19 protein-coding genes and 2 pseudogenes are annotated in these 23,538 nt (G+C 71.4%); 11 read left to right on the forward strand and 10 right to left on the reverse strand.

Features of this window, described 5'->3' with window-relative positions; translation table 11 throughout:
• Nucleotides 1-79 precede the first annotated feature (79 nt).
• The 5 genes and pseudogenes from MVG78_RS08870 (at nt 80) to mdoH (ending at nt 6,400) form a co-directional block, all read left to right on the forward strand.
• Nucleotides 80-916, forward strand: coding sequence for a cation diffusion facilitator family transporter (locus MVG78_RS08870; RefSeq protein WP_247560086.1), 837 nt, complete (start codon nt 80-82; stop codon nt 914-916).
• A 722-nt stretch (nt 917-1,638) separates the two neighbouring features.
• Entirely contained in the window at nt 1,639-1,905 is a 267-nt protein-coding gene (locus MVG78_RS08875; RefSeq protein WP_247560088.1) for an energy transducer TonB, read from the forward strand.
• Nucleotides 1,906-1,936: 31 nt separating this feature from the next.
• Complete coding sequence (locus MVG78_RS08880; RefSeq protein WP_247560090.1) at nt 1,937-2,497, forward strand: cob(I)yrinic acid a,c-diamide adenosyltransferase; 561 nt, start codon at nt 1,937-1,939, stop codon at nt 2,495-2,497.
• Between the two features lie 203 nt (nt 2,498-2,700).
• Entirely contained in the window at nt 2,701-4,242 is a 1,542-nt protein-coding gene (locus MVG78_RS08885) for an OpgD/OpgG family glucan biosynthesis protein (protein WP_247560091.1), read from the forward strand.
• Nucleotides 4,230-6,400, forward strand: a pseudogene (mdoH, locus tag MVG78_RS08890) (glucans biosynthesis glucosyltransferase MdoH). Before MVG78_RS08885 ends, mdoH begins: the two are co-directional and overlap by 13 nt.
• A 9-nt stretch (nt 6,401-6,409) precedes the next feature.
• Here the strand turns inward: mdoH and MVG78_RS08895 are convergent.
• From MVG78_RS08895 to MVG78_RS08905, 3 genes are all read right to left on the reverse strand, one after another.
• Complete coding sequence (locus tag MVG78_RS08895; RefSeq protein ID WP_247560093.1) at nt 6,410-8,872, reverse strand: putative bifunctional diguanylate cyclase/phosphodiesterase; 2,463 nt, start codon at nt 8,870-8,872, stop codon at nt 6,410-6,412.
• A gap of 7 nt (nt 8,873-8,879) precedes the next feature.
• Nucleotides 8,880-9,398: a putative pterin-binding protein gene (locus MVG78_RS08900; protein ID WP_247560095.1), complete on the reverse strand. Its 519-nt coding sequence runs from the start codon at nt 9,396-9,398 to the stop codon at nt 8,880-8,882.
• Nucleotides 9,399-9,473: 75 nt separating this feature from the next.
• Nucleotides 9,474-9,842: a 6-pyruvoyl trahydropterin synthase family protein gene (locus MVG78_RS08905; RefSeq protein WP_345892881.1), complete on the reverse strand. Its 369-nt coding sequence runs from the start codon at nt 9,840-9,842 to the stop codon at nt 9,474-9,476.
• Between the two features lie 465 nt (nt 9,843-10,307).
• Between MVG78_RS08905 and MVG78_RS08910 the strand changes: the two genes are divergently transcribed.
• Nucleotides 10,308-10,463, forward strand: a complete 156-nt coding sequence (locus MVG78_RS08910) for a hypothetical protein (RefSeq protein WP_247560097.1) — start codon at nt 10,308-10,310, stop codon at nt 10,461-10,463.
• Between the two features lie 103 nt (nt 10,464-10,566).
• Here the strand turns inward: MVG78_RS08910 and queE are convergent, their stop codons facing one another.
• The 3 genes and pseudogenes from queE to MVG78_RS22030 all read right to left on the reverse strand — a co-directional run bounded on the left by queE (nt 10,567) and on the right by MVG78_RS22030 (nt 12,443).
• Complete coding sequence (gene queE / locus MVG78_RS08915; protein WP_247560099.1) at nt 10,567-11,199, reverse strand: 7-carboxy-7-deazaguanine synthase; 633 nt, start codon at nt 11,197-11,199, stop codon at nt 10,567-10,569.
• Nucleotides 11,196-11,756: a 6-pyruvoyl trahydropterin synthase family protein gene (locus tag MVG78_RS08920; protein WP_247560101.1), complete on the reverse strand. Its 561-nt coding sequence runs from the start codon at nt 11,754-11,756 to the stop codon at nt 11,196-11,198. The genes queE and MVG78_RS08920 overlap by 4 nt, the downstream gene beginning before the upstream one ends.
• A gap of 106 nt (nt 11,757-11,862) precedes the next feature.
• Nucleotides 11,863-12,443 (reverse strand): annotated as a pseudogene (locus tag MVG78_RS22030) (exopolysaccharide biosynthesis protein).
• Between the two features lie 294 nt (nt 12,444-12,737).
• Between MVG78_RS22030 and MVG78_RS08935 the strand changes: the two are divergent.
• From MVG78_RS08935 to MVG78_RS08945, 3 genes are all read left to right on the forward strand, one after another.
• Nucleotides 12,738-13,358 carry a DUF1194 domain-containing protein gene (locus MVG78_RS08935; RefSeq protein ID WP_247560106.1) on the forward strand — a complete coding sequence of 207 codons (621 nt, stop codon included), beginning with the start codon at nt 12,738-12,740 and terminating at the stop codon, nt 13,356-13,358.
• Nucleotides 13,359-13,470: 112 nt separating this feature from the next.
• Entirely contained in the window at nt 13,471-14,517 is a 1,047-nt protein-coding gene (locus MVG78_RS08940) for an NAD(P)H-dependent flavin oxidoreductase (RefSeq protein WP_247560108.1), read from the forward strand.
• 114 nt (nt 14,518-14,631) lie between these two features.
• Nucleotides 14,632-15,747, forward strand: coding sequence for a 2-aminoethylphosphonate--pyruvate transaminase (locus MVG78_RS08945; RefSeq protein WP_247560110.1), 1,116 nt, complete (start codon nt 14,632-14,634; stop codon nt 15,745-15,747).
• A gap of 14 nt (nt 15,748-15,761) precedes the next feature.
• Here MVG78_RS08945 and MVG78_RS22035 read toward each other — a convergent pair whose 3' ends face one another.
• The gene (locus MVG78_RS22035) at nt 15,762-15,938 is read right to left on the reverse strand and encodes a DUF1289 domain-containing protein (protein WP_428480785.1); all 177 of its coding nucleotides are present in this window, start codon (nt 15,936-15,938) and stop codon (nt 15,762-15,764) included.
• A 225-nt stretch (nt 15,939-16,163) separates the two neighbouring features.
• Here MVG78_RS22035 and MVG78_RS08950 point away from each other — a divergent pair, with 225 nt between their 5' ends.
• Both MVG78_RS08950 and MVG78_RS08955 read left to right on the forward strand, forming a co-directional pair.
• Nucleotides 16,164-17,828, forward strand: a complete 1,665-nt coding sequence (locus tag MVG78_RS08950; protein WP_247560112.1) for a formate--tetrahydrofolate ligase — start codon at nt 16,164-16,166, stop codon at nt 17,826-17,828.
• Complete coding sequence (locus tag MVG78_RS08955; RefSeq protein ID WP_247560114.1) at nt 17,797-19,059, forward strand: tetratricopeptide repeat protein; 1,263 nt, start codon at nt 17,797-17,799, stop codon at nt 19,057-19,059. The genes MVG78_RS08950 and MVG78_RS08955 overlap by 32 nt, the downstream gene beginning before the upstream one ends.
• Nucleotides 19,060-19,065: 6 nt before the next feature.
• On the opposite strand, the gene MVG78_RS08960 is transcribed toward MVG78_RS08955, so the two are convergent.
• The 3 genes from MVG78_RS08960 to MVG78_RS08970 all read right to left on the reverse strand — a co-directional run bounded on the left by MVG78_RS08960 (nt 19,066) and on the right by MVG78_RS08970 (nt 23,536).
• A complete protein-coding gene (locus tag MVG78_RS08960; RefSeq protein WP_247560116.1) occupies nt 19,066-19,974 on the reverse strand; it encodes a flagellar biosynthesis protein FlhF in 909 nt (302 codons plus the stop codon).
• Between the two features lie 63 nt (nt 19,975-20,037).
• A complete protein-coding gene (gene flhA / locus MVG78_RS08965; RefSeq protein WP_247560117.1) occupies nt 20,038-22,101 on the reverse strand; it encodes a flagellar biosynthesis protein FlhA in 2,064 nt (687 codons plus the stop codon).
• 4 nt (nt 22,102-22,105) lie between these two features.
• Nucleotides 22,106-23,536, reverse strand: coding sequence for a sigma-54 interaction domain-containing protein (locus MVG78_RS08970; protein ID WP_247560119.1), 1,431 nt, complete (start codon nt 23,534-23,536; stop codon nt 22,106-22,108).
• Nucleotides 23,537-23,538: the final 2 nt, after the last annotated feature.

The following is a 23,538-nucleotide window of genomic DNA, read 5'->3' on the forward strand; positions in this document are numbered from 1 at the left end:
GGACGGGCTATGCCCGCCTCATGTCGATCTCGCTGACCGAACGCACCGCCTGGACCAGCCTGGCTGTGGGCCTCTTCGCGTGCTGTCCCTGAAGGGGACGGCCTGGTGGCTCACGGGCAGCACCGCCTTCTTCGCGGAGATGCTGGAGACGGTGGTGAACGTGGCCGCCGCCTCGGCGGCGCTGCTGGCCGTGCGCTATTCGGCCATGCCGGCGGATGACAACCACCCCTACGGCCATGCCAAGGTGGAATACTTCTCCGCCGTGCTGGAGGGGGCGCTGATCGTGGTCGCCGCGACCCTGATCCTGCAGGAGGTCTGGGCCGCCTGGCAGAATCCGCGCGCCCCGGACCAGCCGGTGATCGGCCTCGCCCTTTCCACCGCCGCGGCGGTGGTGAACGTGATCTGGGCGACGATCCTGCGCCGGCGGGGCAAGCAACTGAGCTCACCCGCCCTGGTGGCTGATTCGCACTACCTGATGGCAGATGTCGTCACCTCGGTCGGCGTGGTGATCGGCGTGGCGCTGGTGACGGTGACGGGGCTGCTCTGGCTCGATCCGCTGATGGCGGGGGTGACGGCGGTGATGATCCTCTTTTCCGGCCTGCGCCTGCTGCGGGAAAGCGTGGGCGGCCTGATGGACGAGGCGGCGCCGCCGGAACTGGTGGCGCAGATCCGCGAGCATGTCTCCACCAACGCGACCGGGGCACTGGAGGCGCATGACCTGCGCACCCGCCGGGCCGGGCGCTTCACCTTCATCGACTTCCACCTCGTGGTGCCCGGCGGCATGTCGGTGGACGAGGCGCATGGCATCTGCGACCGGATCGAGGGCACGCTGAAGCAGGAACTCGGCAATGTGGTGATCTCGATCCATGTCGAGCCGGATGGGAAGGCCAAGCACAGCGGCGTCGTGGTGCTGTGAGCCGGGTGTGCTGAGAGGCGCCGGTTCCGCGTTATGAGGGCGCTGCGCCCCCTGCCGGGACGGACCGCCTGGGCGTTGCGTCCGGGGGGACGGCCTCCACGCCGGGCTGCCGGCCGTTCCCCGGCCTGCCTCCCCGCGGACGTCCCCATTTGGGCGCCGCCGCTTTCGCTGCTGCTGCATGGCATCGCGCTGGCGGCGCTGCTGGGGCTGCTGACGCCGGAGGCGGTGCATGAGCCGGTGCGGATGACCGGCATCCCCCTGGTCTGGGTCGGGGAGGGGGAGGGCAGCAGCGCCCCGCGCCTCGCCGAACTGCCACCCCCGGTGGCGGCGGCCCCGCCCGAGGCGCCGGAGACCCCGCCCGTGCCGCCAACCCCAGACGCCGCGCCCGTGCCGCCCCTGGCCCAGGCCGCCCCGGCGCCCGGCATGGAGGCCCCGCCTGCCATGGAGACGGGGAACCTCCCCCTGCCGCCTCCTGATGCGCCGGTGCCCGTGACCTCGCCGGTCCCGGCGGTGGGGACCTCACCGAAGCCCCTGGACGACCTGCCCCTGCCGCCACCGCCGCCCAGCCCGCCGCAGCGCCGTCCCGCGCCGCCGCAACCGCCCGCCCAGGCCGCGCCGTCGCCCGATCCGGGGCAGGCGAAGCTGGCGCTCGATGCCTCTGTGGGCGGCCTGCGGCTCGGCGCCGGCAGCGGGGGCATTCCGGGGAAAGCCGTGGCCCGGCCATGCCCGCTGCGGGCTGCGCCGAAGCCATCGGCCTGCCGCCGGGCGGGGCCGGGCACCACAATGCGGGTTTCGTCGGGCTGCGGCTGCGCCTGTCCGACGATGGCCGGGTGGTGGAGGCCAGGGTAGCAGTGAGCAGCGGCTTCCCCGCGCTGGACGACTGGGCCCGGACGCGGATCAAGCGCTGCCGCTTCACCCCCGCCCTGCGCGATGGCCGCCCGGTCTGGTCGAGCTACAACACCTCCGTCTATTTCGATGAAGCCCACTGATTCTGGGCCCACTGACCCTGGAGAAGCCCTCATGGTGAAGCTCGACGTCATCACCACGCGCGGCGGCGATGGCGGGGAAACCTCGCTGGGCGATGGCACGCGGCTCCGCAAGGATGCGCTGCGGATCGCCGTGATCGGCACGGTGGATGAGCTGAATGCCTGCCTGGGCCTGGTCCGGCTGCACACGGGCAGGCTGCGGGAGGCGGATGCCATGCTGGCCCGCCTGCAGAACGACCTCTTCGATCTGGGCGCCGATCTTGCCGTGCCCGGCGCCGATCCCGGCCGGCTGCGGATCAGCGACCGGCAATGCGCCCGGCTGGAGGCGGAGGTGGCGGCCATGAACGCCGCGATCCCGCCGCTACGCTCCTTCATCCTGCCCGGCGGCACGCCGGGGGCGGCGCAGGCCCATCTGGCGCGCACCGTGGCACGGCGGGCGGAGCGCGAATTCGTGCAGCTCGCCAGCCAGGAGGTTCTGAATCCGGCGGCGCTGCGCTATCTGAACCGGATGTCTGATCACCTCTTCGTTATGGCGCGCCACCTGAATGAGGACGGGGCACGCGATGTCCTGTGGATTCCAGGGCAGAATCATTAACGGACAACGCTCTTTCGTGATGTGTCACGAATTCGCCCAACCCTTGCCAAAACCCCGCGATCTAAGCCGTTAGCAACCCATCCCGCCCCGCCTGTGCCGGGCGGGCCATCTGCCACCATTCGTTGCGGATGGTGGGCCGGGCCATCCCTCCCCTGCGAAGGGCGGGACCCGGCTGACGCGTTCCTGTTTTTTCGGAGGTGCCGGTGCTCCGCCGCGACCTGCTCGCCACGATTCCCGCCGCGTTCGCCCTTGCCGGGGCGGCGCATGACGCCTCGGCCCAGACCTCTTCCGGCGGGGGCCAGCCATCCGATGCCCCGGCGCCCTTCGACGGCAATTCCGTGCGGAGCATGGCGCGGGACCTCGCCGCCAAGCCCTTCCGCGCGCCGGACAGCGACCTGCCGCGCGAACTGGCCGCCCTGACCTACGACAAGTACCGCGACATCCGTTTCAACCCGCAGCGTGCCTGGTGGCGCGATGGCGGGCTGCCTTTCCAGATGCAGCTCTTCCACCGCGGCTTCCTCTACAAGCAGCGGGTGGAGATGTACGAGGTCGCGGAGGGCAGGGCGCAGCGCATCCTCTACAGCCCGGACCTGTTCAGCTTCCAGAACCTGGAGCCGCCCAGGCCCGCCGATCTCGGCTTCGCCGGCTTCCGCCTGCATGCGCCGATCAACCGGCCGGACTATTTCGACGAGGTCTGCGCCTTCCTCGGCGCCTCCTATTTCCGCGCCGTGGCCAAGGACCTGATCTACGGCCTTTCGGCGCGCGGCCTCGCCCTCAAGACGGCGGAGCCCTCGGGCGAGGAATTCCCCTTCTTCCGGGCCTTCTGGGTGGAACGGCCCCGGCCGGGGGTGAACTCGGTCACCGTCTGGGCCCTGCTCGACAGCCAGAGCGCCGCGGCCTCCTACCGCTTCACCATCCGCCCGGGCGCGGACACGGTCTTCGACACGGAGGCCACGATCTTCCCGCGCGTGGACATCGCCGCCGCCGGCATCGCGCCGCTGACCAGCATGTTCTGGTTCGCCGCCAATGACCGGGGCGGCGTCGATGACTACCGCCCCGCCGTGCATGATTCCGACGGGCTGATGATGCTGTCCGGCCGGGGCGAGCAGATCTGGCGGCCGCTGCACAATCCGCGTGACCTGCAGGTGAGCTATTTCGGCGATGTGAACCCGCGCGGCTTCGGGCTGATGCAGCGCAAGCGCGCCTTCACCAATTTCGACGACCTGGAGGCGCGCTACGAGCGCCGCCCGAGCGCCTGGGTGGAGCCGATCGGCGACTGGGGCGAGGGCGCGGTGCAGCTCGTCGAGATCCCGACCAGTTCCGAGATCCACGACAACATCGTCATGGCCTGGCGGCCGAAGGAGCCGCTGAAGGCCAAGGGGGAATACGGCTTCGTCTATCGCCTGCACTGGCTGCCGCAATGGACGGGCCGGCCGGAGCTGGGGCGGGTGACGGACACCCGCGTCGGCGCCGGGATCAACAACCGGAACGCGCGGCTCTTCGTCATCGGCATGGCGGGCGGCAAGCTGGATTCACTGCCCGCCGAGGCGAAGCCGGCGCTGGAGGTCACCTCCGACAAGGGGCAGATCCGCAACCCCGTGGCGCAGCCCAATGGCGAGACCGGGGGCTGGCGTGTCTCCTTCGAGCTGGAGCCGGGCGGCGAGACGCAGGTGGAACTGCGCGCCGTGCTGCGCCTGGGCGACGAGCCGCTGGCGGAAAGCTGGGTGTACCGATGGACGGCGTGACGGCGGACACGCCGCGCCAGCCCCATCCCGCCGACCCCGGCTGGCATGCCCTGCCGTCCGAGGCGCCGCTCGCCATGCCGGTGCAGGACCTGCGCGGCCCCGCGCCGCCGGGCGGGCCGTCCGGTCGTCCCTCCGCCCCCCGCCTCATGGCGCTGCGCCGGCTGCTGGTGATCGGGGGCGCCGTCGCGCTGACGGCGCTCGGTGGGCGGGAGATGTATCTCGTGCTCGACCTCAGCCGGCCGACCACGTTGCAGATCGTGCTTTTCCTGCTCTTCCTCGTGCTCTTCGCCTGGGTGGCGCTCAGCTTCACCTCCGCCCTGGCGGGATTCTTCCGCATGCTGGCCGGTCCGGACCGGCGGCTCGGCATCTCCGCGCGCGACCCGCTGCCGGAGCTGCGCGGCCGTACGGCGCTGCTGATGCCCGTCTATAACGAGGCGCCGGACCGGGTGATGGCGGCCTTGCAGGCGATGCACGAATCCCTGGCGGCGCTGGGGGCGGGCGGGCATTTCGACATCTTCATCCTGAGCGACACCACCGACGCCGATGCCTGGGTGGCGGAGGAAGCGGCCTTCCTGGCACTGCGCGACCGCACCGGGGACCACGAGCGCATCTTCTACCGCCGCCGCCCGAAGAACACCGAGCGCAAGTCGGGAAACATCGCCGAATGGGTAACGCGTTTCGGCGGCGCCTATCCCCAGATGCTGATCCTCGATGCCGACAGCGTCATGGAGGGGGAGACGCTGGTGCGTCTCGCCGCCGCGATGGAGCGGCACGAGGATGTCGGGCTGATCCAGACCCTGCCTGTGATCGTCAACGGCCGCTCGCTCTTCGCGCGGATGCAGCAGTTCGCGGGGCGGGTCTACGGGCCGCTGATCGCCGAGGGCATCGCCTGGTGGCATGGCACCGAGGGTAACTACTGGGGCCACAACGCCATGATCCGCACCCGCGCCTTCGCGGAACAGGCGGGCCTGCCGCAGCTGCGGGGGCGCAAGCCCTTCGGCGGCCATATCCTGAGCCATGACTTCGTCGAGGCGGCGCTGATGCGGCGCGGCGGCTGGGCGATCCACATGGTGCCCTCGCTCCGCGGGTCCTATGAGGAAAGCCCGCCCTCGCTGACCGACCTCGCCATCCGCGACCGGCGCTGGGCGCAGGGGAACCTGCAGCACATGGCGGTGCTGCCGGCGCGGGGCCTGCACTGGGTCAGCCGGCTGCACCTGCTGACGGGCATCGGCTCCTACATCACCGCGCCGCTCTGGTTCCTCTTCCTGGTGGTGGGCATCCTGACCTCACTCCAGGCGCGCTTCATCCGGCCGGAGTATTTCCCCTCCGGTCCCAGCCTTTTTCCCGACTGGCCGGTGGTGGACCCGGTGCGCGCCATGTGGGTCTTCATCGGCACGATGGGACTGCTGCTGGTGCCCAAGCTGCTCGCCTGGATCGCGCTGCTCTTCCGTCCGGCGGAACGGCGCGGCTGCGGCGGGGCCATCCGCGCCTTTGTCAGCATGCTGGTGGAAACAGTGATCGCAGGGCTGCTGGCGCCGGTCACCATGCTCACCCAGTCGGTGGACGTGGCCTCCATCCTGCTCGGCCGGGACAGCGGCTGGAACGCGCAGCAGCGCGAGGATGGCAGCCTGCCCTATCGCGAGGTGCTGCGGCTCTACTGGCGGCATACCGTGTTCGGCCTGCTCTTCGGCGCGGCCGCCTGGCTGGTCTCGCCCTATCTGGCGCTCTGGATGCTGCCGGTGGTCCTCGGCCTCGCCCTGGCGGTGCCGCTGGCGGGCTGGACGGCGCGGCGTGGGGCGGGGAGGCGCTGCGCCGCCTGGGGCTGCTGCTGATCCCCGAGGAGCGGCAGGCCCCCGCCGTGCTGGAGCGTGCCAACGCGCTGTTCCGCGAATGGCGGGACCGGCCCGCCGCGCCCGCCGAGGCTGTCCACCGCCTGGCCGGCGATCCGGTCCTGGCCGAGGCGCATCGCCGGATGCTGCCGCCGCCGCGCCGCCCGCGGCTCGATCCGCTCGATCCCGCGCTGCTGATGGGCATGGCGCGGGTGGAGGAGGCAGAAGGGCTGGAGGATGTGTTGCCGGCCCTGTCCCGGGCGGAGAAGGCTGCCGTGCTCGGCCATGCACGGGGCCTGGACCTGCTGCTGGCCATGGCGGGGCGGTGACGGCCCCGGTCAGCTTGCCGCCAGGACGGGCATCCAGCGCGCGAGCTGGGTCGGATCGCTGGGCTTGCCCAGCAGGAAGCCCTGGCCCTGGGTGCAGCCGGCCTCGCGGAGCTGCTGCAACTGGTCCGGGCGTTCGATCCCCTCCGCCGTGGTGGTCATGCCCAGCGTATGCGCCAGGGCGGCGATTGAGTTGACGATCGCCAGGGAGTCCGGCCGCACCGACATCTCCCGCACGAAGGACTGGTCGATCTTGATCTTGTCGAAGGCGAAGCTGCGCAGGTAGCTGAGCGAGGAATAGCCCGTCCCGAAATCGTCCAGCGCCGTGCTGATGCCGAGGTCGCGGAACTGGCGCAGGATCGCCGTGACGCGCTCGTTGTCCTGCAAAAGCGCGGATTCCGTGATCTCCAGCTCCAGCCGGCGCGGCGGCAGGCTGGAGGTTTCCAGCGCCGTGCGGACGGCCTGCACGATGTCCCCGCGCTGAAACTGGAGGGCCGACAGGTTCACCGCCACCCGGATCGGGTCCGGCCAGCGCATCGCCTCGGCACAGGCGCGGCGCAGCACCCATTCGCCGATGGGCACGATGAGGCCCATCTCCTCCGCCAGGGGGATGAACTGCGCCGGCGAGATCGGGCCGCGCTGCGGGTGGCGCCAGCGCAGCAGGGTTTCGAAGCCATTGAGCTGGCCACTCTCCAGGTCGAAGATCGGCTGGTAGAAGAGGGTCAGCTGCTCCTGCGCCAGGGCCGTGCGCAGGTCGGCCTCCAGCAGGGCGCGCTCATGGATCTCGGCCTCCATCGCATCCTCGAAGATGCGGTAGGTGCCGCGGCCGGATTCCTTGGCGCGATAGAGGGCGAGGTCGGCCTTGCTGAGAAGCTGGTCAGGCGTGATCTGGTTGTTCTGCGCCGCGGCGATGCCGATGCTCACGCCCACCACCACGACCCGCCCGGAAAGGCTATAGGGTGCGCCGATCACCTCGATGACGCGCTGGGCGAGGAGTTCCGCCTGATGCGGCTGGTCGGGCGAGCGGTGCAGCACGGCGAATTCGTCGCCGCTCAGCCGCGCCACGACCTCCGTGGAGCGCAGGCAGCCCTGCAGGCGCTGGCCCACCAGTTCCAGCAGGGCATCGCCGGCCGGATGGCCCAGCGTGTCGTTCACCAGCTTGAACTGGTCGAGGTCGAGGCAGAGCACGGCGATCTCGTCACGTCCGGGCCGCAGGTCCTGGAGCGCCTCCTTCACTTGGCTGCGGAAAAGGTGCCGGTTGGGCAGGCGCGTGAGCATGTCGTGATGCGCCATGAAGCGGATGCTGGCCTCGGTGCGCCGGCGCTCGGTGATGTCGTCATAGGTGGCGATCCAGCCGCCATCCGGCATCGGCTCCTGTGTCACCTCCAGGGCACGGCCCCCTGGAACCTCCACCACCAGCTCGGCGCGCTGCTGCTCTTTCGAGAGGCGGCGGTGCTCGTCCAGGCTGAGCTGTGCCAGATCACGCCCCGAACGCTGATGGCCGGCGAGGCGGAACAGCTCCTCCGCCCCCATGCCTTGCTGCACCGAGGCGGGTGGGATGTCGAAGAGATCAAGGAAGCGGACATTGCAGACGATCAGCCGCTGCGCCGAATCCACCATGCAGAGGCCCTGCGACATGTTGTTCAGCGCGGCATCGAAGCGCGTGTTCTGCATGTGGAGGTCGCGGTCGCGCTGCTGCAGGACCTCGTTCTGCGCCTGCGCCTCCAGCATTGCCTCCTGCACGTTCTCCTTGGCCTCGATCAGCTCCTGCTGGTTGTGGCTGAGGTCGGACACCAGCGCCTGCATCCGCGCATGGGTCTGCCGCAGCAGCCGGTTGTTGCCGAGCAGGAAGCCGACGAGGCCCAGGGAGCACAGGATCAGGCCGAGGAGGACACCCGAGAAGGTCCAGTGCAGCACCGTCAGGTCGCGCAGGTCCTGAGCGTTGCGCTCGGAACTGTCCCCATAGGCCGCCGCCGAGATCTGCAGCAGATCCTGGTTGAGCGGCCCCAGCAGGCGGAGCACCTCCTGCGGGATGCCGGCCTCGCCCAGCCGGGGCAGCAGGCCCTGGACCCGGGCGGTGACGTCATGCGCCTTCGCGATGTTCGCCGCCAGATCGGGGCGCCGGTCGAAGAACTCCCGCGCCTCGCCATTGCCGAAGAGCTGCAGCCGGTTCTTGAAGATGTCGAGCCAGAGCTGGACCTGTTCCTCGTCCCGGTCCCCGTCGGGCAGGGCGTAGAGGGCCACCATGGTCTGCAGCCGGTTCAGCTCCGGCACGGACTGGGTCACCAGCCAGGTGAGGTTGTAGCGCGACACGTTCTCCAGCGCCTGCTGGCGCTGGACGATCAGGATGGACAGGTAGAAGGCCGCGCCGATCAGCAGGATCGTGGCCGCCAGCAGCACGGATCGCGTACGGGAGGCCCAGGCCGGCAGGGTGATCGATGCCGGGAGCGCGGGAGGGTCGGCGGCAGGCGCCATCGGGAGGTTACTTGACGATCAGTCGCGTCACCTGCCAGGCGGAGCGCCCGTAGTAGCGCTGTGCACGGAGATCGGGATTGCTGTCATAGGGATAGACGATGAAGAAGGGGCCCTTGTCGCTGACCGGCATGTAGTTGCCGTCCCGCTTGAAGGCGAGCAGCGTGCCGAAGCGCGAGAAATCCTCCATCGGCAGCTCGGTCGTATACTCGTTGAGGGCCATGGCCTGCACCGCGGTGCCGAAGGCGCCCAGCTCCTCCATCAGCCGGGCCATCGGCACGCCCTCGAAGCGCACCGGCTGCTCGTACCAGGGGGTCTGGGTCACGATGCTGGCCATGCCCATGGCCTCCAGCATCGGGCGGTCGAGCCGGGCCAGATCGCCGTCGTTGAAGACCTTGATCTTGCCCGAGACCGTCAGCACAGGCTTGGAGGACGGCGACCCGAGCGGACCGGCGGCGCCGGTCAGCACGCCGCCCGTCAGGCCCGCCAGGAGCCTTGTCATGGACCGTCGCGTCAGCCGATCGTCCATCGTTGTCCTCTCCACAAGCGGGCGCCCAAGGCCATTTTAGCAAGCATACGTGATTTGGGTGGAATGATCACTCTCTCAGGTTGTATATTCCGCCCGATTTCCTCCCTCGATGCCGGGCCGGCCGGAATAGGTGCAGCCTTCCGCCAGGCCGTCGGGACCCCGCCGCACCGTGACGCGGTCCAGCCCCTCCAGATCGCTGGCGAGCTGGTTCCAGATCCAGCGCGCCACATTCTCCAGGCTGGGATGTTCCAGCCCCTCGATATCGTTCAGGTAGGTGTGGTCGACCTTCAGCCGCACCTTCTCCACCACCTGCTCCACCTCGTAGAGGTTATGCGACCAGCCATAGACCGGGTCCGGCTCACCCCGCAGGAAGACCTGTACCAGGAAGGAATGCCCATGCAGCCCCGAGAAGGGGGGAGCTGGTGCGCGGCCTCGAAGGTGAATTCCTTCAGGGTTTCAATCATGATCGTTCCCAAGCCGCAGGATGCGGCAAGCCTGAGAATTGTATCACAATGGAAACTTCAACCCCAGGATCTGAATGATTTATAAAATCAACCTTGGGTTGGAGTGTGGCATGCTTCCCGCTGTCCGGCGCCGATCGCTCCCGGGCCGCTTTGGAGGCGCCGGGCGGCGGTTGTCATCGGGCGCAGCTTGGCAGGTGGCTGGGATGATACCGAATAAAACGCGGAATGAAAGAAATTCTCATTCTCGTCTTTCGGTCTTGTTCTTGTGAAGGAAGCGACTGTTCTTCGGGATTGTTATTCCTTCATTGCGAGGAACAGGATGAGCCTGTCCTGGAACGCGTGGCGTGGGCCACGCCGCATCAATCGCAACCTGGAGGGCCTAAGGATGTCAGCAGCCTCGATGAACCACGCCGCTTGCGAGAAGTGCAGCTTCTTCGATCTGTACATGCCGCATCAGAGTGCGCCGAAGGAAGGCGAGAAACTGGGTCTCTGCCGCTACAACCCGCCGGTGACGCAGCCCAGCGCCGAAGCCCATGGACTCTGGCCCAAGGTTTCCAACGACGACTGGTGCGGGCACTACGAGCCCGAAACCAAGCACTGAGCTTTCTGGCTGGCATGGTCAGCCCCGCCCTCGCCCCATTCCGGGTGAGGGCGGGCTTCCGTCAGGCCAGAGGGATGCGGCGCCCAGGAATCAGGGCCAGGGATCAGGGAATGCCGATCAGCTTGTGGGTCTGCAGGGACAGCCGCCATTGTGGGTGTTCCAGGCAGTAGCGCACGGCCGCCTCGGTATGGGCCAGCCGGTCGGGGCCATCCATCGGCTGCAGGTAGAAGTACCGGAATTCCAGCGGCGGCAGGGAATCGGGCATCAGCGAGGGCTGCGGAAAGACGAGCTTCAGCTCGGAGCCGCGCCGGACCTTGAGTGGCGCGCCGGCCTTGGGGCTGATGCAGAGCCAGTCGATCCCCTCTGGAGGCTCCACCGTCCCATTGCTTTCCACCGCGATCTCGAAACCCCGCGCATGCATCGCCGCGATCAGAGGAGTGTCGAGTTGCAGCAGGGGCTCGCCCCCCGTGAAGACCACGTAGCGATGCGCGGCGCCGCCGGGCCAGGCGGCCTCGATCGCGGCGGCCAGGGCCTCGGCATCCGCGAAGCGCCCGCCGCCCTCGCCATCCATGCCGATGAAATCCGTGTCGCAGAACTGGCAGACCGCCGTGGCACGGTCCTCCTCCCGCCCGCTCCAGAGGTTGCAGCCGGCGAAGCGGCAGAAGACCGAGGGCCGGCCGGCCTGCGCGCCTTCGCCCTGGAGGGTCGCGAAGATCTCCTTGACGGTGTAGCTCATGCGCCCGCCACGGCCCGCAGGGGCATGGTGAGGTCGTTGATGCTGTCATCCGCCCGCTGCCACCAGCGCGGCGCTCCACCCAGGGCGGTGGCGGGCAGGAAGGCCAGCGGGTCGCCGTCGAAGGTGACGGTGTTGGTGGGCGTTTCCTCGATCCGGATGCCGGCGCAGCGCAGCCGGCCGCCATCCTCCGCCAGGAAGGCGTTCAGCTTGCTCAGGAAGAGGCAGGCCAGGATCTCGGTGGTCGGGTCGCCCGGCGTGACCAGGAGCCGGCCCAGGCGCTGGGGCTCGTTCTGACGGAACCAGGCCAGCAGCGGATCGCCCTCGGCGATCTGGAAGGCATGGTCCACCATCCCGTCGATCCAGCGGTGCCAGCGGGATTTCGCGCGCTCGAAGGGCTCGACCATGTTGGCATGGCCGTCCAGCGGCGCCGGGCGGGCTGCCTCCAGCCGCACCGTCACCGTCTCGTTGTGCCCGTGCGGCACGGCGCATTTCTCCGACCCGCCCGACAGCAGGCGGTGCCCCATGGCATAGCGGCGTGAGAAGACGAGACCGAACATGCGCGGTCCTCTAGACCAAGGCGTCCCCATGGAGAAGCGGGATGCGCCCGGCCCGGCTCCGCGTGCGCGGCAGGGCGGAGCGGGGTGGGGGCAGGCGGCCCGCCGCCTAGAATATCCAGGACAGGCCCTGGAAGCCGAGCCAGCAGATGGTGACGAGCACCGCCGCCGCGAAGAGGCAGCCCGCCGCGGTCAGAGCCACACCCCAGCCGACCAGCCGGTTGTCCCGCTCCACCACACCCAGGGCCATGACGATGTTGCCGAAGGCCGGGGGGCCGTTGGTGCCGGGGCCGGGCAGGATCAGCATCACGGCGCAGAGCACGGTGAGCCAGCCGACGAGCCGGTCGCCGGCGGGGAGGTGAACCAGCCGTCATGCGGATGCAGCCGGGCCTCGAAGCGCTTCAGCCAGCGGGAGGAGCCGCCGGACAGGCGGAAAAGGTCGGCCCGCCGGATCGAGCGCCGGGCCAGGAAGCCGGGCAGGGCCGGCACCTGGCGGCCCAGGCCCATCTGGAGGCCGAGCAGCAGCATGGGCAGGCCGAAGACGCTGGCCATGCCGGGCAGCAGCGCCGGCAGGCAGAGCAGCAGGATCAGCAGGCCGAAGGCGCGGTCGCCGAAGGCTTCCGCCATCTCGCCCAGGGTGATCCGCTCGCCCGGGCAGGCGGCTGCGACCTCCGCGATGATGCGGGAGATGGGGGCGCCTTCATGGGGATCGCCGCCGTGGGAGGCACCACCTGCGGGCGTGGAGGGGCCGGGCGTGGAAGGGGGCGCTGCGGCCGCAGGGCCGCCTCGTCGGAAACACCATCCATGCGGGAAAGCCTGCTCCTCCTCCCGGGGTCCTCGGGGCGGCCTTCACCGGCCCCCGGCCCGCAAGCTGGGGGTTAGGCGGCGGGAAAGCGAGGCCAAAAGTGGATTTTTCTCCATCCTATTACAATCGGTCACCTGTCGGCCCTCCCCGGGGGAGGCCGCCATGCTCCAAGAGGCACCATGCGGGATGTGGATCTGGCGCTCTGCCTGGCGGTCGATGTGTCCGCCTCGGTGGATTTCGACGAGTTCGGGCTGATGATGGGCGGCTTGGCCGCAGCCTGGCGGCAGGAGGCGCTGGTTGCCGCCGCGACCTCCGGGCCGCGTGGTGCGGTGGCGGTGACGCTGCTGCAATGGTCCGGCCCCGGGGCCCAGGCCCTGGCCGTGCCCTGGATGCCCGTGACCGATGCGGCCTCCGCCACCGCCCTGGCCGACGCGATCGACAACTCTCCCCGTTTGCCGCCGCCGGGGGCCACCGCGCTCGGCGAGGGCATGGCGGCCGGGCTGGTGCGGCTGGCGGGTTTCCCGGCCAAGGCGGAACGGCTGGTGCTCGATGTTTCGGGCGACGGGGCCGGCAATGCCGGGCGCCCTTCCGGCCCGGTGCGGGATCTCGCGGTCGAGGCGGGCGTGGTGGTGAACGGGCTGGCGGTGCTCAACGAGGAGCCGGACCTGCTGGCGCATTACGAGGCACAGGTGATCGGCGGCCCGGGCTGCTTCGCCATGACCTGCGCCGACTATGCCGATTTCGCCGGGGCCATGGCCCGCAAGCTGTTCCGCGAGATCCGCGGCAGCCTCTCCGTCTGATCTCCGGCCCCGCTCGGGACAGCCCCGCCGGGACAGCCCCATCCGGGACGTCATCTGGGACGTCCGCTCCGGAAGGTCTATCAGCGGAAGGCTGACCGGAGGGAAGAAAGCCATGGACAACCCGCTTCTGGCCCGGCTCCGGGTCCGGTATCCGATCATCCAGGCGCCGATGGCGGGCGTCTCCACCCCCGCTTTGGCGGCCGCCGTCTCGGAGGCGGGAGGACTGGGCTCCATCGGGGTCGGCGCCGTGGCGGCGCCGGCGGCGCGGGCGATGATCCGGGAGATCCGGGCCCGCACGGCGGCGCCCTTCAACGTCAACCTCTTCTGCCACCGCCCGACGCGGCGCGATCCGGAGCGGGAGGCCGCCTGGCTGGCGCGCCTGCGCCCCGCCTTCGCGGCCTTCGGCGCGGAACCTCCTGCGGCGCTGCGGGAGATCTATGCCAGCTTCCTCGCCGACGGGGCGATGCTGGCCATGCTGCTGGAGGAGAAGCCGCCGGTGGTGAGCTTCCATTTCGGCTTGCCCGATGCCGCCCGGCTGGCCGCGCTGCGCGAGGCCGGCATCACGCTCCTCGCCACCGCCACCAGCCCGCGCGAGGCCGCCCGGGCCGAGGAGGCGGGGGTGCATGCGGTGGTCGCCCAGGGCATCGAGGCCGGCGGGCATCGTGGGGTCTTCGATGGCCTGCCGGACGAGCGGATCGGCACCTTCGCCCTGGTGCGGCTGCTGTTGCGGCAAGGCCGGCTGCCGGTGGTCGCGGCCGGGGGGATCATGGACGGGGCCGGGATCGCGGCGGCGCTGCGGCTGGGCGCCTCGGCGGCGCAACTCGGCACCGCCTTCGTCGCCTGCCCGGAATCCTCGGCCAGCCCCGGCCACCGCGCGGCGCTGGTGGACGGGCGCGGCACGGTTGTCACCGCCGCCATTTCCGGGCGCCCGGCGCGCGGGCTGGAGAACCGCTTCACCGCGGAATTCGGCGCGGGCGAGGACGCGCCCGGCTACCCCTGGACCTATGACGCGGGCAAGGCGCTGCATCAGGCGGCCCAGGCGCGGGGCGAGGAAGGCTATGCCGCCTGGTGGGCCGGGCAGGGGGCGCCCCTGGCGCGCGCGATGCCGGCGGCGGCGCTGGTCGCCACCCTGGTGCGGGAGGCCGGGCTGGAGGGCTGATCCCGGTCATCGAGGGAAGCCGGAGGGAAAAGCCCGGCGCCGAGGCTTCCCTCGGCGTCGGGGCTGGCGCAGCCTGCCGCCTGTCCTGGCCATCCCGATCCAGAGGTGCTCCCCATGCTGCTGCTCACCCCCGGCCCCGTGCAGACCGACCCGCGGGTGCGCGCCGCCATGGCGGTGGACATCGCGCCCTGGGACCTCGACTTCCGCGCCGAATATGCCGAACTCCGCGAGAAGGTCGTGGAGGTGGCGGGCGGCACGCCCGGGCACCATGTCACCCTGCCGCTGCAGGGCTCCGGCCATTTCATCGTGGAGGCCGCGATCCGCACCTTCGTGCCGGTGGGCGGGGCCTTCCTGGTGCCGATGAACGGGCAGTATGCGGAGCGGATCTGGCGGCTGGCCAGCGAGGCGGGGCGCAGGCCCATCGCCATCCCCGTGCCCGACACCCGCCCGGTGACGGCGCGGGAGATCGCCGCCGGCTTCGCCGCGCATCCGGAGGCGAGCCATCTGATCGCCGTGGTCAGCGAGACCGGCAGCGGCATCGTCAACGACCCCGCCGTGATGGGGGAGGCGGTGCGCAGGGCCGGGCGGCGCATGATCCTGGACATGGTCAGCGCCTTCGGCGCCTGGCCCTTCCGCCTCGCCGAGCATGAGGAGATCGACGCCGTCACCTTCACCTCCAACAAGTGCCTGGAGGGCATGCCGGGGCTGGGCTTCGCCGTCTGCCCGGCCGACCGCACGCGTGAGCGCGCCGGCATGGCCGGGAGCTGGAGCCTCGACCTCGGCGACGTCATGGTCACCGCCGAGCGCGCGGGCTGGGGCTCCTTCCGCTTCACGCCGCCCGTGCAGGCGCTGCGTGCCTTCGGCGTGGCGCTGGAGCTCTACGAGGCCGAGGGCGGGCAGAGGGTCCGCCTCGCCCGCTACCGCGAGAACATGCGGGTGCTGATGGACGGGATGACGGCGCTGGGGCTGCGCCCCTATCTGTCGCCGGAACACCAGGGCCCGATCATCGCCACCTTCCAACAGCCGCCCGGGCCGGAGGCGGGCGGGCGCTTCGTGCTGCAGGATTTCGTCGATGCCCTGAAGCAGCGCGGCGTGCTGATCTCCAACTTCCACACGACCCAGGCCCCGACGCTGCGCATCGGCTGCATCGGCGCGATCACCCCGGACGACATGCGCCACGCCGTGGCGGTCATGGGCGAGGTGCTGGAGGAGATGGGCGTCCTCGCCTGAGACGGCGGCGGGTGCTACCGCCGGCCGGCCTCCCGCAGGGCGCGCATCCGGTCCTTCAGGCGGCGCAGGATACCGGGCCGGGTTTCCGGGCGGCGCTTCCAGTCGCGGCAATCGGCCCGGGAACGGCCGCAGCCCTTGCACCACCCGGTTCCGGAGTCGAAGCGGCACAGTCCGGTGCAGGGGCTTTTCACAGGGCGGGCTCCTCGGCTGGGCGGTCGATACTGATCGAATCCTGGTCAGGAGATGGGGGCCGTGGCGGCGGATTCATCGGCGCCCCGGCCGGGACCTGCCATTCGCCGCCCACGGGCCTCTCCGGCGTCTTGCCCCGCCTGGCGGCGCGTCGTAACCGCGAGGCGCCGCGAACGGGCTGGTTCGCCCGGATATGCCGGAACCGCCGGAGGGAGAACGCGCCCCGCATGACCACCGACCTCGCCATCGCCAGGGCTGCGACGCTGCGCCCCATCGCGGAGATCGCCGCCCGTGCCGGCATCCCGGAGGAGGCCGTCGAGCCTCATGGCCGCTTCAAGGCCAAGCTGGACCCGGCGCGCATCCCGGATTCCGGCCGGACCGGCGCGCTGGTGCTGGTGACGGGCATCAACCCGACCGCGGCGGGGGAGGGCAAGACCACCACCACCATCGGGCTGGGCGACGCGCTGAACGCGCTGGGCACGCGTGCCATGATCTGCCTGCGCGAGCCCTCGCTCGGCCCCTGCTTCGGGGTGAAGGGGGGCGCCACCGGCGGCGGGCGGGCGCAGGTGGCGCCGATGGAGGAGATCAACCTCCACTTCACCGGCGATTTCCACGCCATCACCAGCGCCAACAACCTGCTCTCCGCGATGGTGGACAACCACATCCACTGGGGCAACGCGCTGGGCCTGGACCAGCGGCGCATCACCTGGCGCCGGGCGATCGACATGAACGACCGCGCGCTGCGCGACGTGCTGGTCGGGCTGGGCGGCATGCCGAACGGGCTGCCGCGCGAGGACGGGTTCGACATCACCGTGGCGAGCGAGGTGATGGCGATCCTCTGCCTCGCCCGCGACCTGACGGACCTGCAGGATCGGCTGGGGCGGATCATCGTCGGCCAGCGCCGCGACGGTTCCAGCGTCACCGCCGCCGATCTCAAGGCGCATGGCGCCATGGCGGCGCTGCTGCGCGAGGCGATGTTCCCCAACCTGGTGCAGACGCTGGAAGGCAGCCCGGCCCTGGTGCATGGCGGGCCCTTCGCCAACATCGCCCATGGCTGCAACTCCGTGGCCGCGACCCGGCTCGCGATGCGGCTCGCCGATGTGGTGGTGACGGAGGCCGGCTTCGGCGCCGATCTCGGCGGTGAGAAGTTCTGCGACATCAAGTGCCGCCTCGCGGATCTCGCGCCTTCCGCCTGCGTGGTGGTGGCGACGGTGCGGGCGCTGAAGATGAACGGCGGCGTGGCGCGCGCCAACCTGGACCACGAGGATGTCGCGGCGGTGCGGCGCGGGGTGGTGAACCTGCATCGCCATGTCGAGAACATGCGCCTCTTCGGCCTGCCGGTGGTGGTGGCGCTGAACCGGTTCACCTCCGACACCGAGGCGGAGTTCGCCGCGGTGCGAGAGGCCATGGCGCCGTTAGGCGCCGAGGTCGTGCTCTGCAACCACTGGGCCGATGGCGCGGCGGGGGCGACGGAACTCGCCCGGGCGGTGACACGGTTGATCGAGGGCGGCACGGCGCGCTTCGCGCCGATCTATCCCGACGCCATGCCTCTGGAGGACAAGGTCCGCAGCGTGGCGCGCAAGATCTACCGCGCCAGCGAGGTTTCCTTCCAGCCCGCCGTGCATGCGCGGCTGAAGCGCTTCGAGGAGGCGGGCTATGGGCATTTCCCCGTCTGCATCGCCAAGACGCAATATTCCTTCTCCGCCGACCCCGCGCTGCTCGGCGCGCCCACGGGCCATGTCCTGCCGGTGCGGGAGGTGCGGCTTTCCGCCGGGGCCGGCTTCATCGTCGTGATCTGCGGGGAGGTGATGACCATGCCCGGCCTGCCGCGCTCCCCCGCCGCCGAGCGCATCCACTTGGATGCGGAAGGGCGGATCGAGGGGCTGTTCTGAAGCCGCCGCGCGACCCCGGGCGGCCTCGCAGGCTGCGCTGGCCGAGGCGCAGGCCCTGCTGCGCGAGGGCATGGCGCGGCACGGGGCCGGCGAGCTCGACCGGGCGGCGCGTTTCTATGCCCGTGCGCTCCGGCTCATGCCGGAGGAGCCGAATGCGCTGAACCTGTCCGGCGTGCTGGCGCGGCAGCAGGGGGATGCCCCGCGCGCCGCGGCGCTGACCGGGCGCGCCCTGGCGCTGCGGCCGGATTCGCCCGTCTTCCTGGCCTCGCACGGCGCCTCGCTGGCGGAGCTGGGCCGGGCGGAGGAGGCGGTGCCGCTGCTGCGCCGCGCCCTGGCCGCGCGGCCCGGCGATGCCGTGTCCCAGCGCAACCTGGGGCAGGCGCTGCTGGCGCTGGGGCATGTGGCGGAGGCGCTGCCGCCGTTGCGCGAGGCGCTGCGCCTCGCCCCGGATGCGGAGGCGCATCTGGCCCTGGCGCATGCGCTGCATCAGGCGGGCGACCGGGACGGGGCGGGGCGGGAGGCGAGGGCGGCCATCGCGGGGGCACCGCCGGAACTGGCGGAGCAGGCGCGTTTCCTCCTGGCCGCGCTGGGCGAGGACCCGGCCCCGGAGCGGGCGCCCGCCGCCTATGTGCGCGAGCTCTTCGACCGCTACGCGCCGCGCTTCGACGCGCATCTCGTGGAGGGGCTGGAATATCGCACGCCCGACGCGCTGGCGGCGCTGCTGCGAGAGGCCGGGGTGGTGGCGGATGGGCGCCATGCGGTGCTGGATCTGGGCTGCGGCACCGGCCTGTCCGGCCGCGCGCTGAAGCCCTTCGCGCGGCGCCTGGAGGGGGTGGACCTGTCGCCGCGCATGCTGGAGCAGGCCCGGCGGACCGGCCTCTATGACGTCCTGCACGAGGCCGACCTGCTGGGCTTCCTGCCTGGGCGGCCCGGGGCATTCGGCCTCGTGGCGGCGGCGGATGTGCTGAACTACCTGGGCGACCTCCGCCCCGCTTTGTCGGGGATCGCCGGGGCGCTGTCGGATGGCGGTGCCGCCGGTTTCAGCCTGGAAGCAGGGGCGGTGTCCCCCTATGCGCTGGGCGAGGGCATGCGCTACCGCCACCATCCGGAGCATGCGCTCGCCCTGCTCACCGGGGCCGGGCTGCGTCTCCTGGCGCGCCAGGAGACGGTGCTGCGGCGGGAAAAGGGGGAGCCGGTGGCCGGCCTCCTGCTGGTGGCCGGCCGCGCCTGAGGGCGATCAGGCGGCTTCGTGCTCCCGTTGCAGGGCGTTGACGTTCAGCCGGGTGGCGAGCCAGTCCGGCGTGATCGGCACCAGGTCGTTGGCGACGTTCGGGCCGATCCCGGCCTCGCTCAGGGCCAGCGGGCCCGCCTCCGCCGCCGCGAGCACCGAGCCCAGGCGGCGTGCCTGGTCCAGCCGCGTGGCGATCATGCAGCGGGCGCCCAGCGCGGCATAGGCCCGCGCGATCTCCGTGGCCTCCGCCACGTCCAGCCCGGCCGGCAACACCAGCACCGGATGCGCGTCGGCGGCGCGCAGCACCGCGAGAAGGTGCTCGGCCTGCGCCCGTTCGAAGGGATCGCAGCCGGCGGTGTCGAGCAGCACGGGCTGGCCGGCGGTGCGGCGGGCCACGGCGCGGGAGATCTGCCCCGGCGTGACGGCGGCGGAAAGGGTGAGGTCGAGGACGCGGGTGAAGGCGGCGAGCTGCTCGGTGGCGCCGGCGCGGGCGGCATCGGCTGTGATGACGGTGGGCGCCTGGCCGGACATCACCAGCCGCGTGGCGAGCTTGGCGCAGGTGAGCGTCTTGCCCGCGCCGGGCGGGCCGACCAGCGCCAGGGTGCGGGTGGCCGGGTCCGGCAGGCCGGCGAAGGGAAGGGCTTCCTCCAGCGCCCTGGCCATCGGGCCGCGCAGCCGCGCCGCGAGATCCGGTGGCAGGTTGTGCCGCAGCAGCTCGGGCGGGATGACATGCCGCGGCTTCAGCGCGGAATCGGGCGGGATCAGCAGCGGTTCGTCGCTGTCCAGCACCGCGGTGACTTCGACGCCGCCCTCCGTGTGGCGGGAGGAGAGGATCACGGCGTCATCGCCCATTTCGAGGCGCAGCACGCGCATCGCCTCGGTCATGCAGGAGCCGTTGAATACGCGGATCTTCATGGGTTCAACCTTGCAACGAATTCTGTTGATGAGAGGTGAAGGCGGCACGAAAATTCCTGCGCATCAGATGGCGCCCACCGTGCGGATGCGCGCGCGCGGATGGATCTCGGCCTGCGACAGAACCACGGTGGCGGGCCGGAAACGTTCGACGATGGCGCGCACATGCGCGCGCACGGCGCCGCTGCAGACCAGCACGGGCGTTTCGCCCGCCGCGCCGGCCTTGTCGAAACTGTCGCGCACGCGCTGCATGAAATCCTGCAGGCGCGAGGGCGGCATGGCGAGCTGGCGGTCCTCGCCGGGGCCGATCAGGGATTCGGCGAAGGCCTGTTCCCATTCGGCGGAGAGCGCGATCATCGGCACATAGCCGTTGGGGCCGCGCGCCGCCTCGCTGATCTGCCGCGCCAGCCGGGCGCGCACCACCGAGACCATGCCGGGGACGGAGCGCAGCCCGCTGGATACCGCCTCGCCGATGCCTTCCAGGATGGTGGGCAGGTCGCGGATCGAGACACGTTCCGCCAGCAGCGCCTGCAGCACGCGCTGCACCGTGCCGGTGGAGATCTGCGAGGGGATCAGGTCCGAGACCAGCCGGGCCTGCTCGCGCGGCAGCTCGTCCAGCAGCTTCTGCGTCTCCGCATGGCTCAGCAGCTCGGGCACGTGTTCGCGCACCACCTCCGTCAGATGCGTGGCGAGCACGCCGGCCGGATCGACCACGGTGCAGCCCAGGGCCAGCGCCATGTCGCGGTGCTGCTCCTCGATCCAGCGGGCGGGCAGGCCGAAGCTCGGCTCCTGGCAGGGCTCGCCGGGCAGGTCCGGCGCCTGCCCCGAGGGGTCGATCGCGAGATGCATGGGCAGGCGCAACTGGCCGCGCCCGGCCTCGATCTCCTTGACCCGGATGACATAGGTGTCGGCCGGCAGTTCCAGATTGTCCTGCAGCCGCACGGCGGGCAGCACGAAGCCCATCTCGGTCGCGACGCCACGGCGCAGGTTGCGGATCTGCTCCGTCAGGCGCGGCCCGTCCCCCGCCGCCAGCGGCAGCAGGCCATAGCCCAGCTCGACGCGGATCAGATCCATCCGCAGCGATTCGGAAACCGGTGCCTCCGGGGCGGGGCCGGCGGCGGGCAGGACATTCTCGGCCTCCGCCTGCGCCGCCGCGGCCTTGCGGCGCGACCAGGCCAGCGCGCCCGTGCCGCCGGCCAGCGCCAGGAAGGGCAGCATCGGCATGCCCGGCAGCAGCGCGAAGGCGACCGCCGCGCCGGAGACCAGCGCCAGCGGCTTGGTGCCCGAGGCGAGCTGCCCGATCAGCGCTTGGTCCGCCGTGCCCTCCGTATTGCCCTTGGTGACCACGATGCCGGCAGCGACCGAGACCAGCAGCGCCGGCACCTGCGACACCAGCCCATCGCCCACCGTGAGCACAGAGAAGGTGGTCACCGCCTCGCCGAAGGGCAGGCCCTGGCGCACCACGCCGATGGCGATGCCGCCCAGCAGGTTGATCGCAGTGATGATCAGCCCCGCGATGGCGTCGCCGCGCACGAATTTCGCGGCGCCGTCCATGGCGCCGTAGAAGCCACTCTCGGCCTCCAGGTCGCGGCGGCGGCGCTTGGCCTCGGCCTCGTCGATGATGCCGGCGGAAAGATCCGCGTCGATCGCCATCTGCTTGCCCGGCATGGCGTCGAGCGAGAAGCGCGCCGCGACCTCGGCGATGCGGCCGGAACCCTTGGTCACCACCATGAAGTTCACGACCAGCAGGATCGCGAAGACGATCAGCCCCACCAGCACGTCGCCGCCCATCAGGAAGGAGCCGAAGGCGGAAACCACCGCGCCCGCCGCGCCATGCCCCTCATGCCCATGGGTCAGGATGATGCGCGTGGTCGCGACGTTGAGCGCGAGGCGCAGCAGCGTGGTGAGCAGCAGGAGCGTGGGGAAAGAGGTGAAGTCCAGCGGCCGCTGCAGGAACAGCGCCGTCATCAGCACCAGCACGCTGAGGGTCAGCGACACCGCCAGCGCCGCGTCGAGCAGCAGCGGCGGCAGCGGCACCACCAGCACCGCGATCAGCGCCGCCACGCCCAGGGCGAGGCCCGTGTCGCTGCCTGGGCTGAAGGTCTTCAGGCGTTGCGCGAGGGCCTGCATCGGCTCAGCCCGGCTCCGGCCCGGCCCCGATGGGCATGGCGGCGGACATGATGGCGGGCAGGGCCGGCAGCGGCACCTGCCCCGGCGCGGCGGGGACGCTGGCGCCGGCGGCGCGGTATTCGTGCAGCTTGTTGCGCAGGGTGCGGATGGAGATGCCGAGGATCTCGGCGGCGCGCGTGCGGTTGCCGAGGCAATGGCCCAGCGTTTCCAGGATGAGGTCGCGCTCCACATCCTCCACCCGCCGCCCGACCAGGGCGACGATTCCGGGGGCCACGATCCCGGCGGGCGTGGGCGCGCGCGGCACCTGGGCCGCCTCTGCCTCCGGCGCGGATGGCAACGGCAGGTCCAGCTCGATCGCCGCGGGGCCGATCTCGTCGCCCTCCGCCAGCAGCACCGCGCGGTGCACGGCGTTCTCAAGCTCCCGCACATTGCCGGGCCAGGGATGGGACAGCAGCATCGCCCGTGCCTGAGGCGCGAAGGGGCGGTGCGGCAGCCCGTTGGCCTCGGCATAGCGGGCGGCGTAGTGCTCGGCGATCGGCAGGATGTCGCCGGGACGGTCGCGCAGGGCGGGCAGGCGCAGGCTCACCACCCGCAGGCGGAAGAGCAGGTCCTCGCGGAAGCGCCCAGCCCGCACCTCGGCGCCGAGATCGCGGTTGGTGGCGGCGAGGATGCGGACATCGACCTTCACCGGCGCCGTGCCGCCCAGCCGGTCCACCTCCCGTTCCTGCAGCACGCGCAGGATCTTGGCCTGCAGGCGGACGTCCATCTCGCCGATCTCGTCCAGCAGCAGCGTGCCGCCATCGGCCTGCTCGAACTTGCCGCGGCGCGCGGCGACGGCGCCGGAGAAGGCGCCCTTCTCATGGCCGAAGAGCTCGGATTCCAGCAGCGTCTCGGGCAGCGCGGCGCAGTTCAGCGCGACGAAGGGGCCGTTGGCACGGCGGGAATGGCGATGGATGTGGCGTGCCAGGACCTCCTTGCCCGTGCCGCTCTCCCCGGTGATCAGCACGCTGGCCTCGGCCCGCGCCACGGTCTCGGCGCGGGACAGCACGGCGGCCATGGCGGGGTCGCGATGCACCGGCGCGTGCTCCTCCCCGGCGGCGGCCCGCAGCATGGCGGCGATCAGGTCGGGCTCGGCCGGCAGCGGCAGGAACTCCCGCGCCCCGGCGCGGATCGCCCGCACCGCCGCGGCGGCGTCCGAGGAGCGGCCGCAGGCCACCACGGGGCAGGCGATGCGCTCGGCCTCCAGCGCCTGCACCAGCCAGGCGACGTCGTGCAGCACGTCGCAGAGCACGAGGTCGCAGCCCTCCGCCCGGGCATGGGCGATGGCGGTGGAGACGCCGTCGGCCTGGGCCAGCCGCGCTCCGCCGGCCCGGGCGATACGCGCCGCCTGGCCGAGCTCGCCCTCCAGGCTGCCGACGATGAGGAGGCGTGTCATCC

The organism is Roseomonas gilardii subsp. gilardii, assembly GCF_023078375.1.
Lineage (GTDB): Bacteria > Pseudomonadota > Alphaproteobacteria > Acetobacterales > Acetobacteraceae > Roseomonas > Roseomonas gilardii.

Bases quoted from the DNA above. Each gene is read 5' to 3' on its own strand.
- MVG78_RS08875 (WP_247560088.1), top strand. From the start codon at position 1,639: ATGCCCGCTGCGGGCTGCGCCGAAGCCATCGGCCTGCCGCCGGGCGGG.
- MVG78_RS08880 (WP_247560090.1), top strand. From the start codon at position 1,937: ATGGTGAAGCTCGACGTCATCACCACGCGCGGCGGCGATGGCGGGGAA.
- MVG78_RS08895 (WP_247560093.1), bottom strand. From the start codon at position 8,872: ATGGCGCCTGCCGCCGACCCTCCCGCGCTCCCGGCATCGATCACCCTG.
- MVG78_RS08900 (WP_247560095.1), bottom strand. From the start codon at position 9,398: ATGGACGATCGGCTGACGCGACGGTCCATGACAAGGCTCCTGGCGGGC.
- MVG78_RS08910 (WP_247560097.1), top strand. From the start codon at position 10,308: ATGCCGCATCAGAGTGCGCCGAAGGAAGGCGAGAAACTGGGTCTCTGC.
- queE (WP_247560099.1), bottom strand. From the start codon at position 11,199: ATGAGCTACACCGTCAAGGAGATCTTCGCGACCCTCCAGGGCGAAGGC.
- MVG78_RS08920 (WP_247560101.1), bottom strand. From the start codon at position 11,756: ATGTTCGGTCTCGTCTTCTCACGCCGCTATGCCATGGGGCACCGCCTG.
- MVG78_RS08935 (WP_247560106.1), top strand. From the start codon at position 12,738: ATGCGGGATGTGGATCTGGCGCTCTGCCTGGCGGTCGATGTGTCCGCC.
- MVG78_RS08940 (WP_247560108.1), top strand. From the start codon at position 13,471: ATGGACAACCCGCTTCTGGCCCGGCTCCGGGTCCGGTATCCGATCATC.
- MVG78_RS08945 (WP_247560110.1), top strand. From the start codon at position 14,632: ATGCTGCTGCTCACCCCCGGCCCCGTGCAGACCGACCCGCGGGTGCGC.
- MVG78_RS08950 (WP_247560112.1), top strand. From the start codon at position 16,164: ATGACCACCGACCTCGCCATCGCCAGGGCTGCGACGCTGCGCCCCATC.
- MVG78_RS08955 (WP_247560114.1), top strand. From the start codon at position 17,797: ATGCGGAAGGGCGGATCGAGGGGCTGTTCTGAAGCCGCCGCGCGACCC.
- MVG78_RS08960 (WP_247560116.1), bottom strand. From the start codon at position 19,974: ATGAAGATCCGCGTATTCAACGGCTCCTGCATGACCGAGGCGATGCGC.
- flhA (WP_247560117.1), bottom strand. From the start codon at position 22,101: ATGCAGGCCCTCGCGCAACGCCTGAAGACCTTCAGCCCAGGCAGCGAC.
- MVG78_RS08970 (WP_247560119.1), bottom strand. From the start codon at position 23,536: ATGACACGCCTCCTCATCGTCGGCAGCCTGGAGGGCGAGCTCGGCCAG.